Here is a 13,305-nt window from a genome sequence, read left to right as displayed (position 1 = left end):
GCGTCATCATTGCCAGACGAATCTTGTTCCGGCCTGGACGGTCCAGGCCTGGTACGCCTGGCTGCCCGTTTGCAGGCCCACGTTGCCCCAGGCCATCCAGCCCCCCTGGAACCTGGCGTCGACGCCGGCCTTGAACTCGAAGCGATCGGAGGGGTAGAGGTAGCGCGTCGACAGGTTGTTGACCACCACCTCGTCGCCCAGCGCGTCGTGCCACCAGTTCAGTGTCACGAACGGGCGAACGGCGGCGCCTGCCCATCTGAAGGGCTCGCGTTCCGCGCGCACGCCAACCCTGGACAGCCAGCCGCCTCGATGCGCACCGTCGACCCGCAGTCCATCCAGCTGCGTCACGTTGTAGGTGTGGTTGTGGACGTAGACGAACTGGCCCTGCGGCACGAGCGACCAGCTGCTGTCTTGCAGGCGGACGACGTAGCCGCCTTCGGCCGACAGGATGCCGGCGTGCGAGTTGTAGTCGACCTGTTCCCGAAACACGGTCTGGACGCGGTCGGAGAACCCCGCGTACTGGCCCCAGAGGTCGCCGTACCAACCCGCGCGGGTGAGGTCATCCTGATACCAGGTGCCGAAGGCGCCGACGCTGTAGCCGCTGGTGTTGCCTTGCGATTGGAAGGAGGCCGGGACGGCCTGCGAATCGCTTCGCGTGGCCCCATAGCCGAACATGGCGCCGAAGTACATGCTGTCGGAGCCTCCGAATGGCGACCAGCGGCCAAGGGTCGCCGTGCCCTGCGCCAATGCGGCCTTGCTGTCGATGTCAAAACCGCCGTTGTCGCCGCGAATTCGATCCCCGCCGCCGCCCACTCGCAGGTCGAAGACCCCGCGCTGCTGCTCCACGATGCCCGTCCGGGGTTGCCAGCCCCAGCCGCCCTGGCGGTCCTCCAGGCTGTGAACGAACAGAACGCCCGACTGATGCTGGTTGCCGAAGTAGGCGCCGGTTTCGGGCCGCGCACCCACGGGGATGGGCGGCACGGATGCGCAGGATGGCGAGATCGATGGCAGGCACTGCGCCCAAACATGGCCACCCGTTGCGAGAACGGCGGCTGCCACCACCCAATGGCCTGCGTGATGTCGAGTTCCAGAAGACAGACGCATTCGTCGTACTCCTCAGCTCCAGGCGAACCCGCGCGTCGAAGATCGGCAAGGAAGCAGCCCGCCGGCTTCAAAGGGCCGCGCGACCGGCCCGGCTGTAACTCTAGATTGCAATCATGAAGGCAATCTGAACGTACTTGAGATTAACGCCGCCGGCTCGACCAGCGTCGACGGAATGCGAACCGGCATCCCCAGCACCATCTGCGCCATGCCCTTTCCCAGCGGGTCGGTGCGCAGCGACGTGGGCCCGCCGCCATCCAGTGCGTGCTGCAGAACGAAGTTCAACGCCTGCAGCCCCGGCACGCCGTACTTGCGGACCTCGCCCTTCACCAGATGCGCGAGATAGGCGCCCAGCGTTCGTTCGTCGATGGACCTCTCGATGTACGGCAGCAGTTCGGCCCGGCGCGCGAAAATGGCGACATTCGAGTGGTCCCCCTTGTCGCCGGAGCGGGCATGGGCGATGCGGATCAGAGGGACTTCGATCCAGTCGCGGGGGATGGGGTCGGCAGGGGCCGCCGCGTGCACGGGCGATACCGGCCCTGGCGCCGAGCCGGCAGGGATCACGACGCGCTCGCGGCGGCCGGCCACCACGATGCAGGGAGCGGCCAGCCGCGTCTTGGCGAGCAGGCAGGTGAAGAGCCGGTAGCGTGGTTCCACGGCGGGTTTGCCGTTCAGCGTCAGCGCGCTGCCCGCGGTGCTGCCGGGCGCCCACGAGACGCCGGCGGCGCGCGATTCGCGGGAGAACATGTCCAGTGCCGCATCGCTCGCATGCACCACGGCCACCCGCGCCACCGCTTCGCGCAGCTCGGCGTGTTCGCCGGCATGGGGGCCATAGCTGTCCTCCGCGCCGATCACGGTGACGGCGGCCTTGTCGAAGTCGCGGTGGCCGGATTGCTGCAGTAGCGTGCGCGTGCGATTGAGCAGCGCCTCGCCCGTGCGCCGCGCCTTGCGCACCGCATCGATGCCGAACACCGACACCTGCGCCACGCAGCGAAAGCCGTCCTGGTAGGTCGCGGAGACCTTGTAGCTGTCGCTGGGCATGCGGCCGCGCGCGCCGGTCACGCGCACGCGGTTCGGTCCCTCCTGCGCCACGCGGACTTCGCTGAAGTCGCAGATGACGTCGGGGAGCATGTAGGCAGCGGGGTCGCCGACTTCATAGAGCACCTGCTCCGCCACGGTGGAGACACGCACGATGCCGCCGGTGCCATCCGGCTTGGTCAGGCTGAAGGCGCCGTCGCGGTCGAATGCGATCACCGGGTAGCCGATGTTCTCCCAATCGGGTACGTCCTCCCAGTCGGTATGGATGCCGCCGGTCGCCTGGGCGCCGCACTCGAGCAGGTGGCCCGCGAGCGAGCCGGCGGCGAGCAGGTCGAAGTCCGAGGCGCTCCAGCCGAAGTGGTGGATCAACGCACCCAGTGTCGTGGCGCTGTCGACGATCCGGCCGGTGACGACAATGTCGGCGCCCAGATCGAGCGCTCGCGCGATGGGCCATGCGCCGAGGTAGGCGTTGGCGCTGTCCAGTCCCTCGGGCATCGGCACGCCGGTGTAGAAATCGGCCACGCCCTCGGCGCGAAGGGATGGCATCAGGTCCAGGCAGTCGTCGCCCTCGACGAACGCCACCTTGAGCGCCGTGCCGAGCTTGAGTTGCAGGGCATCGATGGCGGCGGCGCAGGCGCGCGGATTGAGCCCGCCCGCATTGGCGATCAGCCGGATGCCGCGCGCGGCGCAGGCCGGAAGAATCTCGGCCAGCGTGACGTCGACGAAATCGTTGGCATAGCCCTGCGAAGGATCGCGCGTCTTGGCGCGCGCCATGCTCGACAGCGTCATCTCCGACAGATAGTCGAACACCAGGTATTGCATGCCCGGCACTTGCACGAGCTGGCGCGGGCCGAGCACGCTGTCGCCGATGAAGGCGCAGGCGCCGCCGAGCAGCGCGGGAGCGTTGGAAGCCATTGCCACTGCTCAGTCCAGGCTGATGCCGGAGTTCTTGATCACCTCCGCGCCGATGCGGTTCTCCTCGGCCAGGAAACGGGCGAACTCGGCCGGCGTGCTGCCGACGGCGTCCGTGCTGATGGCGGCCAGCCGCTCCTTGAGCTCGGGCGTTTGCAGGGCCGCCGCGATTTCGGAAGCGAGCCTTTGCCGGATCGCGTCGGGCGTCCGGGCGGGTGCCATCAGGCCGCCCCAGGCGTAGGACACCAGTTGCGGAAAGCCCAGTTCGGTCATGGTGGGCACGCCGGGCAGTTGCGCCGATCGCGTCGAGCCGGTGACGGCCAGCGCGTTGAGCTTGCCGGCGCGGATCTGCGGACCCACGGCCGAGACGGCGTCGAACATGAAGCCGACCCGGCCGCCGACCAGGTCGTTCATCGCGTCGGCCGTGCCCTTGTAGGGAATGTGCGTCGCCTTGAAGCCGGCGGCCTTTGCGAAGCGTTCGCCCAGCAGGTGGGCGGCCGACCCGATGCCGCTGCTGGCAAAGGTCGCCTGCCCGGTCGGTCGCACGGCGGCGAGGAACTCGGCCATGCTGCTCACCGCCAGCTGCGGCGTGGACACCAGCACGAGCGAGGTGCGCGAGATCTGCGTGATCGGCACCAGGTCGTTCGGGCCGTAGGGCAGAGACTTGTAGAGCCACTGGTTGTTGGCGTAGGCGCCGATCACCACCAGCAGCGTGTAGCCGTCCGGCGCCGCCTTGGCCACGATGTCGGTGCCCAGGATGCTGTTGCCGCCGGGCTTGTTGTCGATGACGAAGGGTTGGCCCATCCGGGCCGAGACTTCCTTCATGACCGCGCGCGTGATGACGTCCGTGTTGCCGCCCGCGGGGTAGGGCACCACGATCCGGACCGGGCGCTCCGGGTAGCTCGCCTGTGCCGGGGCGGCGGGTGCGGCCAGCGCGGAGGCGATCGCCACCGCCAGCGCGCCGAATCGGCGCCAATGCCTGCGCAAGAACATGTTTTTGTCTCCTCGTGATGGAAGCCCCGCGCGGCATCGAGGCGGCGGGGCGCGGCGAACAGCCGCACCGGATGATGGGGCGGGACGGCGGCCCGCGCATCGCCGTTTCCAGGCTACATTGATAACGATCTGGAATCGGACGCCGCCGGCGTCATTGAAGGAGACCCATGCAGATCAAGGATGTCAGCGCTTTCGTGAAGGCCGCCGAGGCCGGCAACCTGCATGCCGCCGCAGCCGTCATCGGCATCACCCAGCCGGCGTTGACCAAGTCGATTCGGCGCCTGGAGACGGCGCTGGAGGTCAGGCTCTTCGAGCGCACCGCGCGCGGGGTGGCGCTGACACCGATCGGCAAGGTGCTCTACGAACGCAGCCGGGCGCTGGAGCTGCTGGTCGGCGACATCCGCACCGAAGTGGCCGACATCAAGACCGGCGGCAGCGGCCTGGTGCGCATCGGTGCCGTGCCCGCGGTCGTGGAACCGGTGGTGGCGCCGATGCTCACGCGCTTCGTCGATGGCGACGGCGCCTTGCGCTTCGACATCCAGGTGCGGCTCAGCGGCGGCTTGCTGCGCAGCCTGCAGGCGGGACAGCTCGACCTGGCCGTGGCGACGATACCGCCGGAACTGCCGGCCGACCTCAGCGTGACGCCGCTGGCCGCGCTGCGCAGCTCGGTGGTCGCACGCGAAGGCCACGCCATGCTGGGACGCAGCTTCACGCTCTCGGAGCTGGCGCGGCAGAAGTGGCTGCTGCCGCCGTCGGACATCCTGCTGCGGCAATGGGTCACGGCCATGTTCGTCGACAACGGCCTGGTGCCGCCGGAGGTGGCCGTGCAGGCCGACGCGTCACCGGCCATCTTCGCCGCGCTGGTCCGCAGCACCGACCTGCTCACGGTCATGACCAATGCGATGCTGCATTCGTCGATGGGCGCCGGTCTCGCGTCCTTGCCGCCGCCCGCGCGGACCTGGGAGATCCAGCTGGGCTTGTTCTGGCGCCGCAAGGGATTCTTCTCGACGGCGATGACGCAGTGCCGCGATCAGCTCGAGCGGGCGTTCAGGGGCGCGGCCGCGAGCGCTGCGCTGCGGTAGGGCGGTGCTGCGTCCTCGATCAAGGCGAGTTGGCGGCCAGGGATCCGGACTGAAGGAGATCGACTCGCAGGGAAAGCGCCGCCGCACTCTCCTTGCGTTCGCTGTAGCGGTCGACCAGATAGGCGCTGACATCGCGGGTCAGCAGCGTGAACTTGAAGAGCTCTTCCATCACGTCGACCACGCGGTCGTAGTAGCTCGAGGGCCTCATGCGGCCGGCCTCGTCGAACTCCTGGAAGGCCTTCGCGACCGACGACTGGTTGGGGATGGTCAGCATCCGCATCCAGCGCCCGAGCACGCGCATCTGGTTCACGGCATTGAAGGACTGCGAGCCGCCCGAGACCTGCATCACGGCCAGGGTCTTTCCCTGGGTCGGTCGCACCGCGCCCAAGGCAAGCGGAATCCAGTCGATCTGCGCCTTCATGATGCCGGTCATCGCGCCGTGGCGCTCCGGCGAGGTCCAGACCATGCCCTCGGACCAGCGGGCGAGTTCGCGCAGTTCCTGGACCTTGGGGTCGGTGTCCGGCGTGCTGTCCGGCAGCGGCAGGCCGGTGGGGTCGAAGACCCTGACCTCGCCGCCCATGGCCTCCAGGAGCCGGGCGGCCTCGAAGCTCAAGAGCCGGCTGTAGGAGCGCTCGCGCAACGAGCCGCAGAGCATCAGGAAGCGCGGCCTGTGGCGGGATGACGCGCCGACGGCAAGGCGGGCGGTCGTCGGCACGTCGAAAAGGTCGGCGTCGAGCGCCGGGAACAAGCTTGGATCTCGGACGGAACTGATTTCGCTCATGGGGGGGTGATTCAGGTGGCAGACGGGCCGGCTTCGTACCAGCCCTGCGTGCGGTTGACGACGGCCACGACCGCAAGCATCACCGGCACCTCGACCAGCACGCCGACGACGGTGGCGAGCGCCGCGCCGGACTGGAAGCCGAAAAGGCTGATGGCCGTGGCAACCGCCAGCTCGAAGAAGTTGCTCGCGCCGATCAGGGCCGAGGGGCCGGCGACACAGTGCTTCACGCCGAGCTTGCGGTTGAGCAGGTAGGCCAGGCCGGAATTCAGGATGACCTGGACCAGGATGGGCACCGCGAGGAGTGCGATGACCAGCGGTTGGTCGAGAATGGCCTCGCCCTGGAACGCGAACAGCAGGACCAGGGTCAGCAGCAGCGCGGCGATGGACAGCGGACCCAGCCTGGCAGCCACCGCCTGGAAGTGGCCGGCACCGCGCCGCAGCAGCGCCTTGCGCCACAGCTGCGCGATGACGACCGGCACCACGATGTAGAGGCCGACCGAGACCAGGAGGGTGTCCCAGGGAACCGCGATGGAGGAGAGGCCCAGCAGCAAGGCGACGACCGGCGCGAAGGCCACCACCATGATGGCGTCGTTCAAGGCCACCTGGGACAGCGTGAAGTAGGGGTCGCCCTTGCAGAGCTGGCTCCACACGAAAACCATCGCCGTGCAGGGCGCGGCTGCGAGCAGGATGAGCCCGGCCACGTAGCTGTCGAGCTGTTCGGCGGGAAGGTAGGGCGCGAACACGTGCCGGATGAAGATCCAGCCGAGCAGCGCCATCGAGAAGGGCTTCACCGCCCAGTTGACGAAGAGCGTGACGCCGATGCCGCGCCAGTGCGAAGCCACCTGGCCGAGCGCGCCGAAGTCGATCTTCAGCAGCATCGGGATGATCATCACCCAGATCAGCACGCCGACCGGGACATTCACCTTCGCGACCTCGAGGCTGGCGATGCCGCGGAAGACGCCCGGCATCAGTTGCCCCAGCGTGACGCCCGCAACGATGCACAAGGCCACCCAGACCGTCAGGTAGCGCTCGAAAAAGCCGATGGCAGGTGGGGCAGCAGGGGCGGAGGCCAGTGAGGAAGCGGTCATCGGGCGACTAGTTCCGGGAGATGCGTGAGAGAGCGGCCTGCAGTTCGGCCTGGCCGAGCTCGTGCAGCGGGAGGGCCAGGAGCTGCAACATGCGATAGCCGATGGCCTGGCGCGTGAGTTCGAACGCGGTGGCCTTCCCGGCCTCGGGCGCATTCGAAGGGTCCGGGTATCCCCAATGGACCTTGACCGGGCTGCCCGGCCAGTAGGGGCACTGCTCGGCGGCCGCGCTGTCGCACACCGTGATGACGATGTGCATCGCGGGCGCGGCGTCGCCCGTGAACGCGTCCCAGCTCTTGCTGCGCAAGCCCTGGATGTCGACACCGGCGCCCTGCAGCGCTTCCAGCGCGCGAGGGTTGACGCGCCCGCTGGGCGCGCTGCCGGCGCTGTACGCGTGCACGTCCTTGCCGAGCGCCTTCGCCCAGTGATTGAGCATGCCTTCGGCGAGCACGCTGCGCGCCGAGTTGTGCGTGCAGAGAATGAGAACGTGGATGGTCATGGCTCGGCTCGTCGCCTCAGCACTTGCAGGCATCGCCCGCGGCGTCCACCGCGCAGGCGGCACCCTGGCAGCAGTTGTCGGTGAGGTAGCCCAGCAGCGCATTCATGTTGTCGTACGCGGCCCGATAGATGAGGTTGCGGCTGGCGCGCTCCTGGGTGACCAGGCTGGCGTTCGCCAACTCCTTCAGGTGAAACGACAAGGTGGCAGGCGGCACGTTCAGTGCCTCCTGCATGACGCCGGGCGTGAGGCCGCTTTGTCCGGCGACCACCAGCGCGCGGAAGACCTCGAGGCGCAACGGGTGGGCGAGCGCTGCCAGCGCTTGAACGACTTCCTTTGATTCCATGATTCGAGAATAGTCGAAATAAAACACGAGATCAAGCATCGGGCGCATTTTTTCGCGCCCGCCACAAGCGCTTGGCGAAGCGAATCTGCACTTCGTCGCAAGGTACGAGACCATCCGCGGGGCCCTTCAGACAATCGCCGACTGTCGTCTGCACGGAAGCCCGAAGCCATGAAAACGCTCACATTGAAATCGTTCACCGTTCTCGCCACCCTGGTAATCGCCCTTGCCGGCACCTGTGCTCATGCCGCGGGCTTTCAACACGGTTTTGCCGCCGATCCGGGTGGCAAGCCACTGGAGATCGGCATCTGGTACCCGAGCCAGGCCACGGCCCAGCCTGTGGCGATGGGACCGACGACGATGAGCGTCGCGGTCAACGGTCCGGTGCAAGGCAAGGCCCTGCCCCTGATCGTGATGTCGCACGGTACCGGCGGTTCGTTCCTCGGCCATTTCGACACCGCCATTGCGCTGGCCGACGCCGGCTTCGTCGTCGCGGCCGTCACCCATACGGGCGACAACCATGCAGATCGGAGCCGCAGCGTCGACATCATGGACCGGCCGCGGCAGATCAGTCGCGTGATCGACCACATGCTGTCGACTTGGGACGGCTACGCCGCAATCAACCCGGCGCGCATCGGCATGTTCGGTTTCTCCGCCGGCGGCTTCACCACGCTGGCGAGCATCGGCGGCGTTCCTGATTTTTCAAGAATCGGACCGATGTGCAGGCAGTACCCGGACGACTTTGCGTGCCAGCTCGTCGCGAAGAGCGGCGGCAGTGCGGCCGTCCCCGCCACGTCCGCAACTGCCGACGTGGCCGACCCCCGCATCAAGGCCGCAGTGGTGGCTGCACCGGCGCTCGGATTCACCTTCGCGCCGGATGGGCTCAAGGACGTCAAGGTGCCCGTTCAGCTCTGGCGCGCCGAGAACGACGTGCTCGTTCCGCACCCGCGCTATGCAGAAGCCGTGCGGCTCGCGCTGCCGGAGGCACCGGACTACCACGTCGTTCCAAACGCCGGACATTTCGACTTTCTGGTGCCGTGCAGCAGCGCGCTGGCAACCATGGTGCCCGTCATTTGCACCAGTGCCCCCGGCTTCGACCGGGCGGCATTTCATGCGAGCTTCGATGCGGCGGTCGTTGGCTTTTTCAGCAAGACACTGAAAGCGCATTGAGATGTATGTCAGGCCGACCCGGATGCTGCGATCCAGTGCCTGGCGATGGCCTCGCGCGAAGTGATCCACGCACCGCCGTGTCTGCGCATGTGTTCGAGGATGCGCTGCAGGGCCACGATGCGTCCGGGGCGGCCGATCATGCGCAGATGCAATCCGATGGACAGCATTCGCGGCACATCTTCGCCTTCGCTCCAAAGCCAGTCGAAGGCGTCGCACACGTACTCGGCAAAGCTGCCGGCGGTATCGAAGCGCTGCGTGTGCTGGAACTGCATGTCGTTGGTATCGAAGGCATAGGGCAACACCAGGTGGCGCCGGCCGCCCACCCCCACGAAGTACGGCGTGTCGTCGTTGTAGGCATCGCTGTCGTAGAGCATGCCTTCCTCGACCAGCAAACGGCGGGTGTCGGCGGTGCGCACCGAGCGCGTGTGCCAGCCGACCGGACGCCGACCCGTGGCCTGCTCGATCGCATCGAGGGCCTGCCGAATGCGCGAACGCTCCATGTCCTGCGACATGCCCGCGTGCGACTCCCAACGGTAGCCGTGGGCCGAGACCTCGTGGCCACGCGCCAGGGCGTCGCGCGCGAGCCATGGCGAAACCTCCACCGCGCGGCCGCAGGCGCTCAGGGTGAATTTGCCTTCGAAGCGGTCGAACAGCGCCGCGATGCGCCGCCAGCCGACGCGCGTGCCGTATTCGAAGTGCGATTCGATGCAGGGATCGCGCACCTCCTGGCGGTCGATGACTTCGTAGACCGCTTCGTTGAACGCGTCGCCCGCGCCGACCGAGAACTCCGCTCCCTCCTCGAAGTTGACGACGAAGGACACCGCCAGGCGCTGGCCGTCGGGCCAGGCGATGGTCGGCAACCGCTCGCCGTAGCCCAGGAAGTCGCGGGAATTCGATGCATTGCTTTCTGTCATGGATCAGGAAAATGGGTGGTTAACGGGACAGCGCGAGTTCCGGCCGAACAGAGGGACGGCCGGCGCATGCGATCGCCACCAGGACGAAGACCAGCGAGCCGGCCACGTAGACGGCGATCGGCAGGCTGCTTTCGTACTGGTTGAGCAGCGCGATCGCGATCAGCGGCGCGAAGGCGCCCCCCGCGATGCCCGCGAGCTGGAAGCCCAGCCCGGCGCCGGTGAAGCGCACGTGTGTCGGGAACATCTCGGGGAGGAAGGAGGCGAGGGGAGCCCAGAGTGCGGCCTGGATGAACATGCCCACCATGCAGGCGGCGATGATCTGCGCGGGTATTCCGGTATCGACCATCCGGAAGAAGACGAACGCCCAGCCCATGCCCGCGACGGCGCCCAGCGCCAGCACGGTGCGGCTGCCCCAGCGGTCGGCCAGGTAGCCGAAGAACGGGATCGCGAACACCTGCGTCACTGCCGCCAGCATGCCGGCCTGGAGCGCCACGCTCCTCGATACGCCGATGCGAACGAGATAGACCTGCAGGAACAGCGAGAACACGTACCAGGCGATGTCGCTGCCGGCGCGCGCGCCGACGGCGATGGCCAGCTTGCCGTAGTGCCGCGAGAACACCTCCACGATCGGCGCCTGGCGTGGCGCGCCGTGGGATGCCTGCATCTTCTCGAACTCCGGCGATTCGGTCAGCGACATGCGGATGTACAGCCCGGTGACGACCAGCGCGGCGCTCGCGAAGAAGGGCAGGCGCCAGCCCCAGGACATGAAGGCCTCTTCCGAGACCGCGGCGGTGACCCCTGCAAACGCCAGGTTCGCCAGCAGAAAGCCGATGGGGCTCGCGACCTGGACGAGACTGCCGAGGAAACCCTTGGCCTTGCCCCCCGACTCGTTGACCATCAACGCGGCGCCGCCCCATTCGCCGCCCAATGCCAGGCCCTGCGTGAGGCGCAGCACGGCCAGCAGCGCCGGCGCGAGGATGCCGACCGAGGCATAGGTCGGCAGCATGCCGATCAGGAAGGTCGACAAGCCCATCATGAGCAAGGTGATGAACAGAATGCGCTTGCGGCCGACGCGGTCGCCGAAGTGGCCGAACAGCGCCGCGCCGATCGGTCGCGCCGCGAACGCAAGGCCGTAGGACATCAGCGACAGCAGCAGCGCGATGCGCGGATCCTCCTGGGAAAAGAACAGCTTCGGAAACACGAGCGCGGCCGCGGTTCCGTAGATGAAGTGGTCGTAGAACTCGAGGCTGGTGCCGATCAAGCTCGCACCGGCGACCTTGGCGGGACTGCTGGTCGCTCGGTGAGGAGTCGCGACGTGATGGCTCATGAACTTTCTCGCTAGGGATTGAAAGGAAGAGTTTGGAACGGCCGACCCGTTTTGTGCACAAAGTATCATTCATAGTGCACAATTTGAGGCGAGTGTTTTTACCTAGAGAAGAATGCAAAGTCCAGGCCCGAACCACAGCCCGATGAAAGTCCTGCTGATCAATCCGAACACCACGGCCGCAATGACCGACCGCGTGCTGTCGGCCGCGCGCGCGGGCTTTGGCCATGCCATGGCCTTCGAGGCGCTGACGGCCGCGCGCGGGGTCGGCGTGGTCGCCTCCCGCGCCTCGTACGCCGTGGCCGCCCAGAGCGTGCTGGAGACCTGGGCCGCATGGCGGCGTGGGCCGGTGGACGCCATCGTGGTCGCCTGCTTCGGCGACCCCGGGGTCGCGGCGCTGCGCGAGCTCGCCGGCGTGCCCGTGTACGGACTCGCCGAATCCACCCTCCGGGCCGCGAACGCGGACCCGACCGGCTTCGCGGTGGTGACGGCCGGGCGGCGCTGGGAACCGATGCTCGACGAGCTTGTCGCGGCATGGGGTTTCAACGCCAACTACCGCGGCACCTGCGCGATCGACGCCACCGGCCTCGGCGCGAGCGCCGACCCGGCCCGCTTCCGCGGCCTGCTCCAGGCCGCCATCGACACGGCACACGCGCAGGGCGCGGGCACCATCGTGCTCGGCGGCGCGGCGCTGGCCGGGGCGTCGGGCGAGTACAGGACGCCGGCGCGCCTGCTGGACTGCCTGCAGTCGACGCTGGAAGCCGTGGAGCGGCGGGAACTGCAGCCCGCATCGGGCGACGCGGCGGCGCTCCCGGTGCCAAGCCAGGGTCTCGATCCCGCGCTGGCGCAGCGGCTTGCCGGCGGGTGAGACGGCCGGCGGGCCGCGCGTCCGGTCGGCAGCGCCCACTATCATGGGCACTCCCCGTCGACGCGTGAAACCCAACTCATGACCGCCCTTTCCCCGGAAGCCGAAATCCACGATGTCCTGAGCGAGATGCTGCTGTCGAGCGCGCTGCCGCCGGGTCTGCGGCTCGGGGAGATGGAACTGGCCGGGGCCTTCGGCGTGTCGAGAGAGCGCATCCGCAAGGTGTTGCAACGGCTGGGCACCGAGCGGCTCATCGAGCTGGTCCCCAACCGGGGCGCCTTCGTCGCGAACCCGACGCTGTCGACCGCACGGGAGATCTACGATGCGCGGCGCATGCTGGAAAGCGGCCTTCTGCTCATGCTGGCCAACACCCTGAGCAGCGCCCAGATCGACGAGCTCGAGGCCCACCTGGCGCAGGAACACGAAGCGTCCCACCAGGGCGACCGCGCGCGCGCGGTGCAGCTCTCGGGTGACTTCCATCTCAAGCTGGCCGAGATGTCGGGCAACCCGTTCATGGTCCGCTACGTGCAGGAGATGGTGAGTCGCACTTCGATGCTGGTCGCCCTGTTCGAGGACGCCGCGCCGACCTGCGGCCTGAGCGAGCACCGGGACATCGTCAACGCGCTGCGGCAGCGCAACGGGCCGCTGGCTGCGCAGATGGGCACCGTGCACCTGTCGCTGATCGAGACGCGGCTGCGAATCGCCGAACATCCCCCGGCCGCCTCGGTCGATCTCGCCGCACTTGTGAAGGCGCGGATCAAGAGCCGATCCCGACCGCCCAAGGCATCGGGCCGCCGTCCGTCATCGCGCACCGCGACGGCTCCGCGGCGGTGAGGCGGCAGGCGCCGCGAACCGCCGCCCGCGCCTGCAGCCGTGCTCAGCGACGCGGCGCGTTGCTGGTCGAGCCGGAGCCCTGCATGGCCCGGAAGAACTCCGACGAGGGGTCCAGCACCATCACGTCGCTCTTCTTGTTGAAGCTCTGCTTGTAGGCGTCCAGGCTGCGGTAGAACAGCGCGAACTGCGGATCGCGGCCGAAGGCCTCGGCATAGATCCCGGCGGCGCGGCCGTCRCCCTCGCCCTTGATCTTCTGGGCGTCGCGGTAGGCATTGGCAACGATCACCTCGCGCTGGCGGTCGGCGTCGGCGCGGATCTTCTCGCCCTCGGCGAAGCCGGTGGAACGCAGCTCGTTGGCCACCCGCTT

The 13,305-nt window shown here is 68.1% G+C and carries 13 protein-coding genes and 1 pseudogene; 4 read left to right on the top strand and 10 right to left on the bottom strand.

Features of this window, described 5'->3' with window-relative positions:
• Nucleotides 1-6: 6 nt before the first annotated feature.
• The 3 genes from AB4Z46_RS30555 to AB4Z46_RS30545 all read right to left on the bottom strand — a co-directional run bounded on the left by AB4Z46_RS30555 (nt 7) and on the right by AB4Z46_RS30545 (nt 4,044).
• The gene (locus AB4Z46_RS30555; protein WP_442287316.1) at nt 7-981 is read right to left on the bottom strand and encodes an autotransporter outer membrane beta-barrel domain-containing protein; all 975 of its coding nucleotides are present in this window, start codon (nt 979-981) and stop codon (nt 7-9) included.
• Nucleotides 982-1,215: 234 nt separating this feature from the next.
• Nucleotides 1,216-3,054: an acyclic terpene utilization AtuA family protein gene (locus tag AB4Z46_RS30550; protein WP_442287315.1), complete on the bottom strand. Its 1,839-nt coding sequence runs from the start codon at nt 3,052-3,054 to the stop codon at nt 1,216-1,218.
• A 9-nt stretch (nt 3,055-3,063) separates the two neighbouring features.
• Nucleotides 3,064-4,044: a Bug family tripartite tricarboxylate transporter substrate binding protein gene (locus AB4Z46_RS30545; RefSeq protein WP_442287314.1), complete on the bottom strand. Its 981-nt coding sequence runs from the start codon at nt 4,042-4,044 to the stop codon at nt 3,064-3,066.
• A gap of 167 nt (nt 4,045-4,211) precedes the next feature.
• Here AB4Z46_RS30545 and AB4Z46_RS30540 point away from each other — a divergent pair, with 167 nt between their 5' ends.
• Entirely contained in the window at nt 4,212-5,126 is a 915-nt protein-coding gene (locus tag AB4Z46_RS30540; RefSeq protein ID WP_442287313.1) for a LysR family transcriptional regulator, read from the top strand.
• 19 nt (nt 5,127-5,145) lie between these two features.
• Here the strand turns inward: AB4Z46_RS30540 and arsH are convergent, their stop codons facing one another.
• From arsH to AB4Z46_RS30520, 4 genes are read right to left on the bottom strand one after another with little or no spacing between them, the layout of a single operon-like run.
• Nucleotides 5,146-5,907, bottom strand: coding sequence for an arsenical resistance protein ArsH (gene arsH / locus AB4Z46_RS30535; protein WP_442287312.1), 762 nt, complete (start codon nt 5,905-5,907; stop codon nt 5,146-5,148).
• Nucleotides 5,908-5,918: 11 nt separating this feature from the next.
• Nucleotides 5,919-6,995, bottom strand: coding sequence for an ACR3 family arsenite efflux transporter (gene arsB, locus AB4Z46_RS30530; RefSeq protein ID WP_442287311.1), 1,077 nt, complete (start codon nt 6,993-6,995; stop codon nt 5,919-5,921).
• Nucleotides 6,996-7,002: 7 nt separating this feature from the next.
• A complete protein-coding gene (locus AB4Z46_RS30525; protein ID WP_442287310.1) occupies nt 7,003-7,491 on the bottom strand; it encodes an arsenate reductase ArsC in 489 nt (162 codons plus the stop codon).
• Nucleotides 7,492-7,507: 16 nt separating this feature from the next.
• Entirely contained in the window at nt 7,508-7,834 is a 327-nt protein-coding gene (locus tag AB4Z46_RS30520; RefSeq protein ID WP_442287356.1) for an ArsR/SmtB family transcription factor, read from the bottom strand.
• Between the two features lie 168 nt (nt 7,835-8,002).
• Between AB4Z46_RS30520 and AB4Z46_RS30515 the strand changes: the two genes are divergently transcribed.
• Nucleotides 8,003-9,001 carry an alpha/beta hydrolase family protein gene (locus tag AB4Z46_RS30515; RefSeq protein ID WP_442287309.1) on the top strand — a complete coding sequence of 333 codons (999 nt, stop codon included), beginning with the start codon at nt 8,003-8,005 and terminating at the stop codon, nt 8,999-9,001.
• Between the two features lie 8 nt (nt 9,002-9,009).
• On the opposite strand, the gene AB4Z46_RS30510 is transcribed toward AB4Z46_RS30515, so the two are convergent.
• Both AB4Z46_RS30510 and AB4Z46_RS30505 read right to left on the bottom strand, forming a co-directional pair.
• Nucleotides 9,010-9,915: a polysaccharide deacetylase family protein gene (locus tag AB4Z46_RS30510; protein WP_442287308.1), complete on the bottom strand. Its 906-nt coding sequence runs from the start codon at nt 9,913-9,915 to the stop codon at nt 9,010-9,012.
• 19 nt (nt 9,916-9,934) lie between these two features.
• Nucleotides 9,935-11,242 (bottom strand): MFS transporter, encoded by a 1,308-nt coding sequence (locus tag AB4Z46_RS30505; RefSeq protein WP_442287307.1) that lies wholly within the window; start codon nt 11,240-11,242, stop codon nt 9,935-9,937.
• 142 nt (nt 11,243-11,384) lie between these two features.
• On the opposite strand from AB4Z46_RS30505, the gene AB4Z46_RS30500 reads away from it, so the two are divergent.
• Both AB4Z46_RS30500 and AB4Z46_RS30495 read left to right on the top strand, forming a co-directional pair.
• Nucleotides 11,385-12,107 carry an aspartate/glutamate racemase family protein gene (locus AB4Z46_RS30500; RefSeq protein ID WP_442287306.1) on the top strand — a complete coding sequence of 241 codons (723 nt, stop codon included), beginning with the start codon at nt 11,385-11,387 and terminating at the stop codon, nt 12,105-12,107.
• Between the two features lie 78 nt (nt 12,108-12,185).
• Nucleotides 12,186-12,938 (top strand): GntR family transcriptional regulator, encoded by a 753-nt coding sequence (locus AB4Z46_RS30495; RefSeq protein WP_442287305.1) that lies wholly within the window; start codon nt 12,186-12,188, stop codon nt 12,936-12,938.
• Between the two features lie 43 nt (nt 12,939-12,981).
• Here the strand turns inward: AB4Z46_RS30495 and AB4Z46_RS30490 are convergent.
• Nucleotides 12,982-13,305: pseudogene (locus AB4Z46_RS30490) on the bottom strand (protease modulator HflC); the annotation flags it as partial.

The sequence above is a fragment of the Variovorax sp. M-6 genome, from assembly GCF_052114385.1.
In the GTDB taxonomy this organism is placed as follows: domain Bacteria; phylum Pseudomonadota; class Gammaproteobacteria; order Burkholderiales; family Burkholderiaceae_C; genus Variovorax.
Note: the sequence above shows the minus strand (reverse complement) of the source record. Positions and strands in the feature narration are given on the sequence as shown.

Excerpts from the sequence above, each read along its gene's own strand:
- AB4Z46_RS30550 (WP_442287315.1), bottom strand. The coding sequence starts at position 3,054 with ATGGCTTCCAACGCTCCCGCGCTGCTCGGCGGCGCCTGCGCCTTCATC.
- AB4Z46_RS30545 (WP_442287314.1), bottom strand. The coding sequence starts at position 4,044 with ATGTTCTTGCGCAGGCATTGGCGCCGATTCGGCGCGCTGGCGGTGGCG.
- AB4Z46_RS30540 (WP_442287313.1), top strand. The coding sequence starts at position 4,212 with ATGCAGATCAAGGATGTCAGCGCTTTCGTGAAGGCCGCCGAGGCCGGC.
- arsH (WP_442287312.1), bottom strand. The coding sequence starts at position 5,907 with ATGAGCGAAATCAGTTCCGTCCGAGATCCAAGCTTGTTCCCGGCGCTC.
- arsB (WP_442287311.1), bottom strand. The coding sequence starts at position 6,995 with ATGACCGCTTCCTCACTGGCCTCCGCCCCTGCTGCCCCACCTGCCATC.
- AB4Z46_RS30525 (WP_442287310.1), bottom strand. The coding sequence starts at position 7,491 with ATGACCATCCACGTTCTCATTCTCTGCACGCACAACTCGGCGCGCAGC.
- AB4Z46_RS30520 (WP_442287356.1), bottom strand. The coding sequence starts at position 7,834 with ATGGAATCAAAGGAAGTCGTTCAAGCGCTGGCAGCGCTCGCCCACCCG.
- AB4Z46_RS30515 (WP_442287309.1), top strand. The coding sequence starts at position 8,003 with ATGAAAACGCTCACATTGAAATCGTTCACCGTTCTCGCCACCCTGGTA.
- AB4Z46_RS30510 (WP_442287308.1), bottom strand. The coding sequence starts at position 9,915 with ATGACAGAAAGCAATGCATCGAATTCCCGCGACTTCCTGGGCTACGGC.
- AB4Z46_RS30505 (WP_442287307.1), bottom strand. The coding sequence starts at position 11,242 with ATGAGCCATCACGTCGCGACTCCTCACCGAGCGACCAGCAGTCCCGCC.
- AB4Z46_RS30500 (WP_442287306.1), top strand. The coding sequence starts at position 11,385 with ATGAAAGTCCTGCTGATCAATCCGAACACCACGGCCGCAATGACCGAC.
- AB4Z46_RS30495 (WP_442287305.1), top strand. The coding sequence starts at position 12,186 with ATGACCGCCCTTTCCCCGGAAGCCGAAATCCACGATGTCCTGAGCGAG.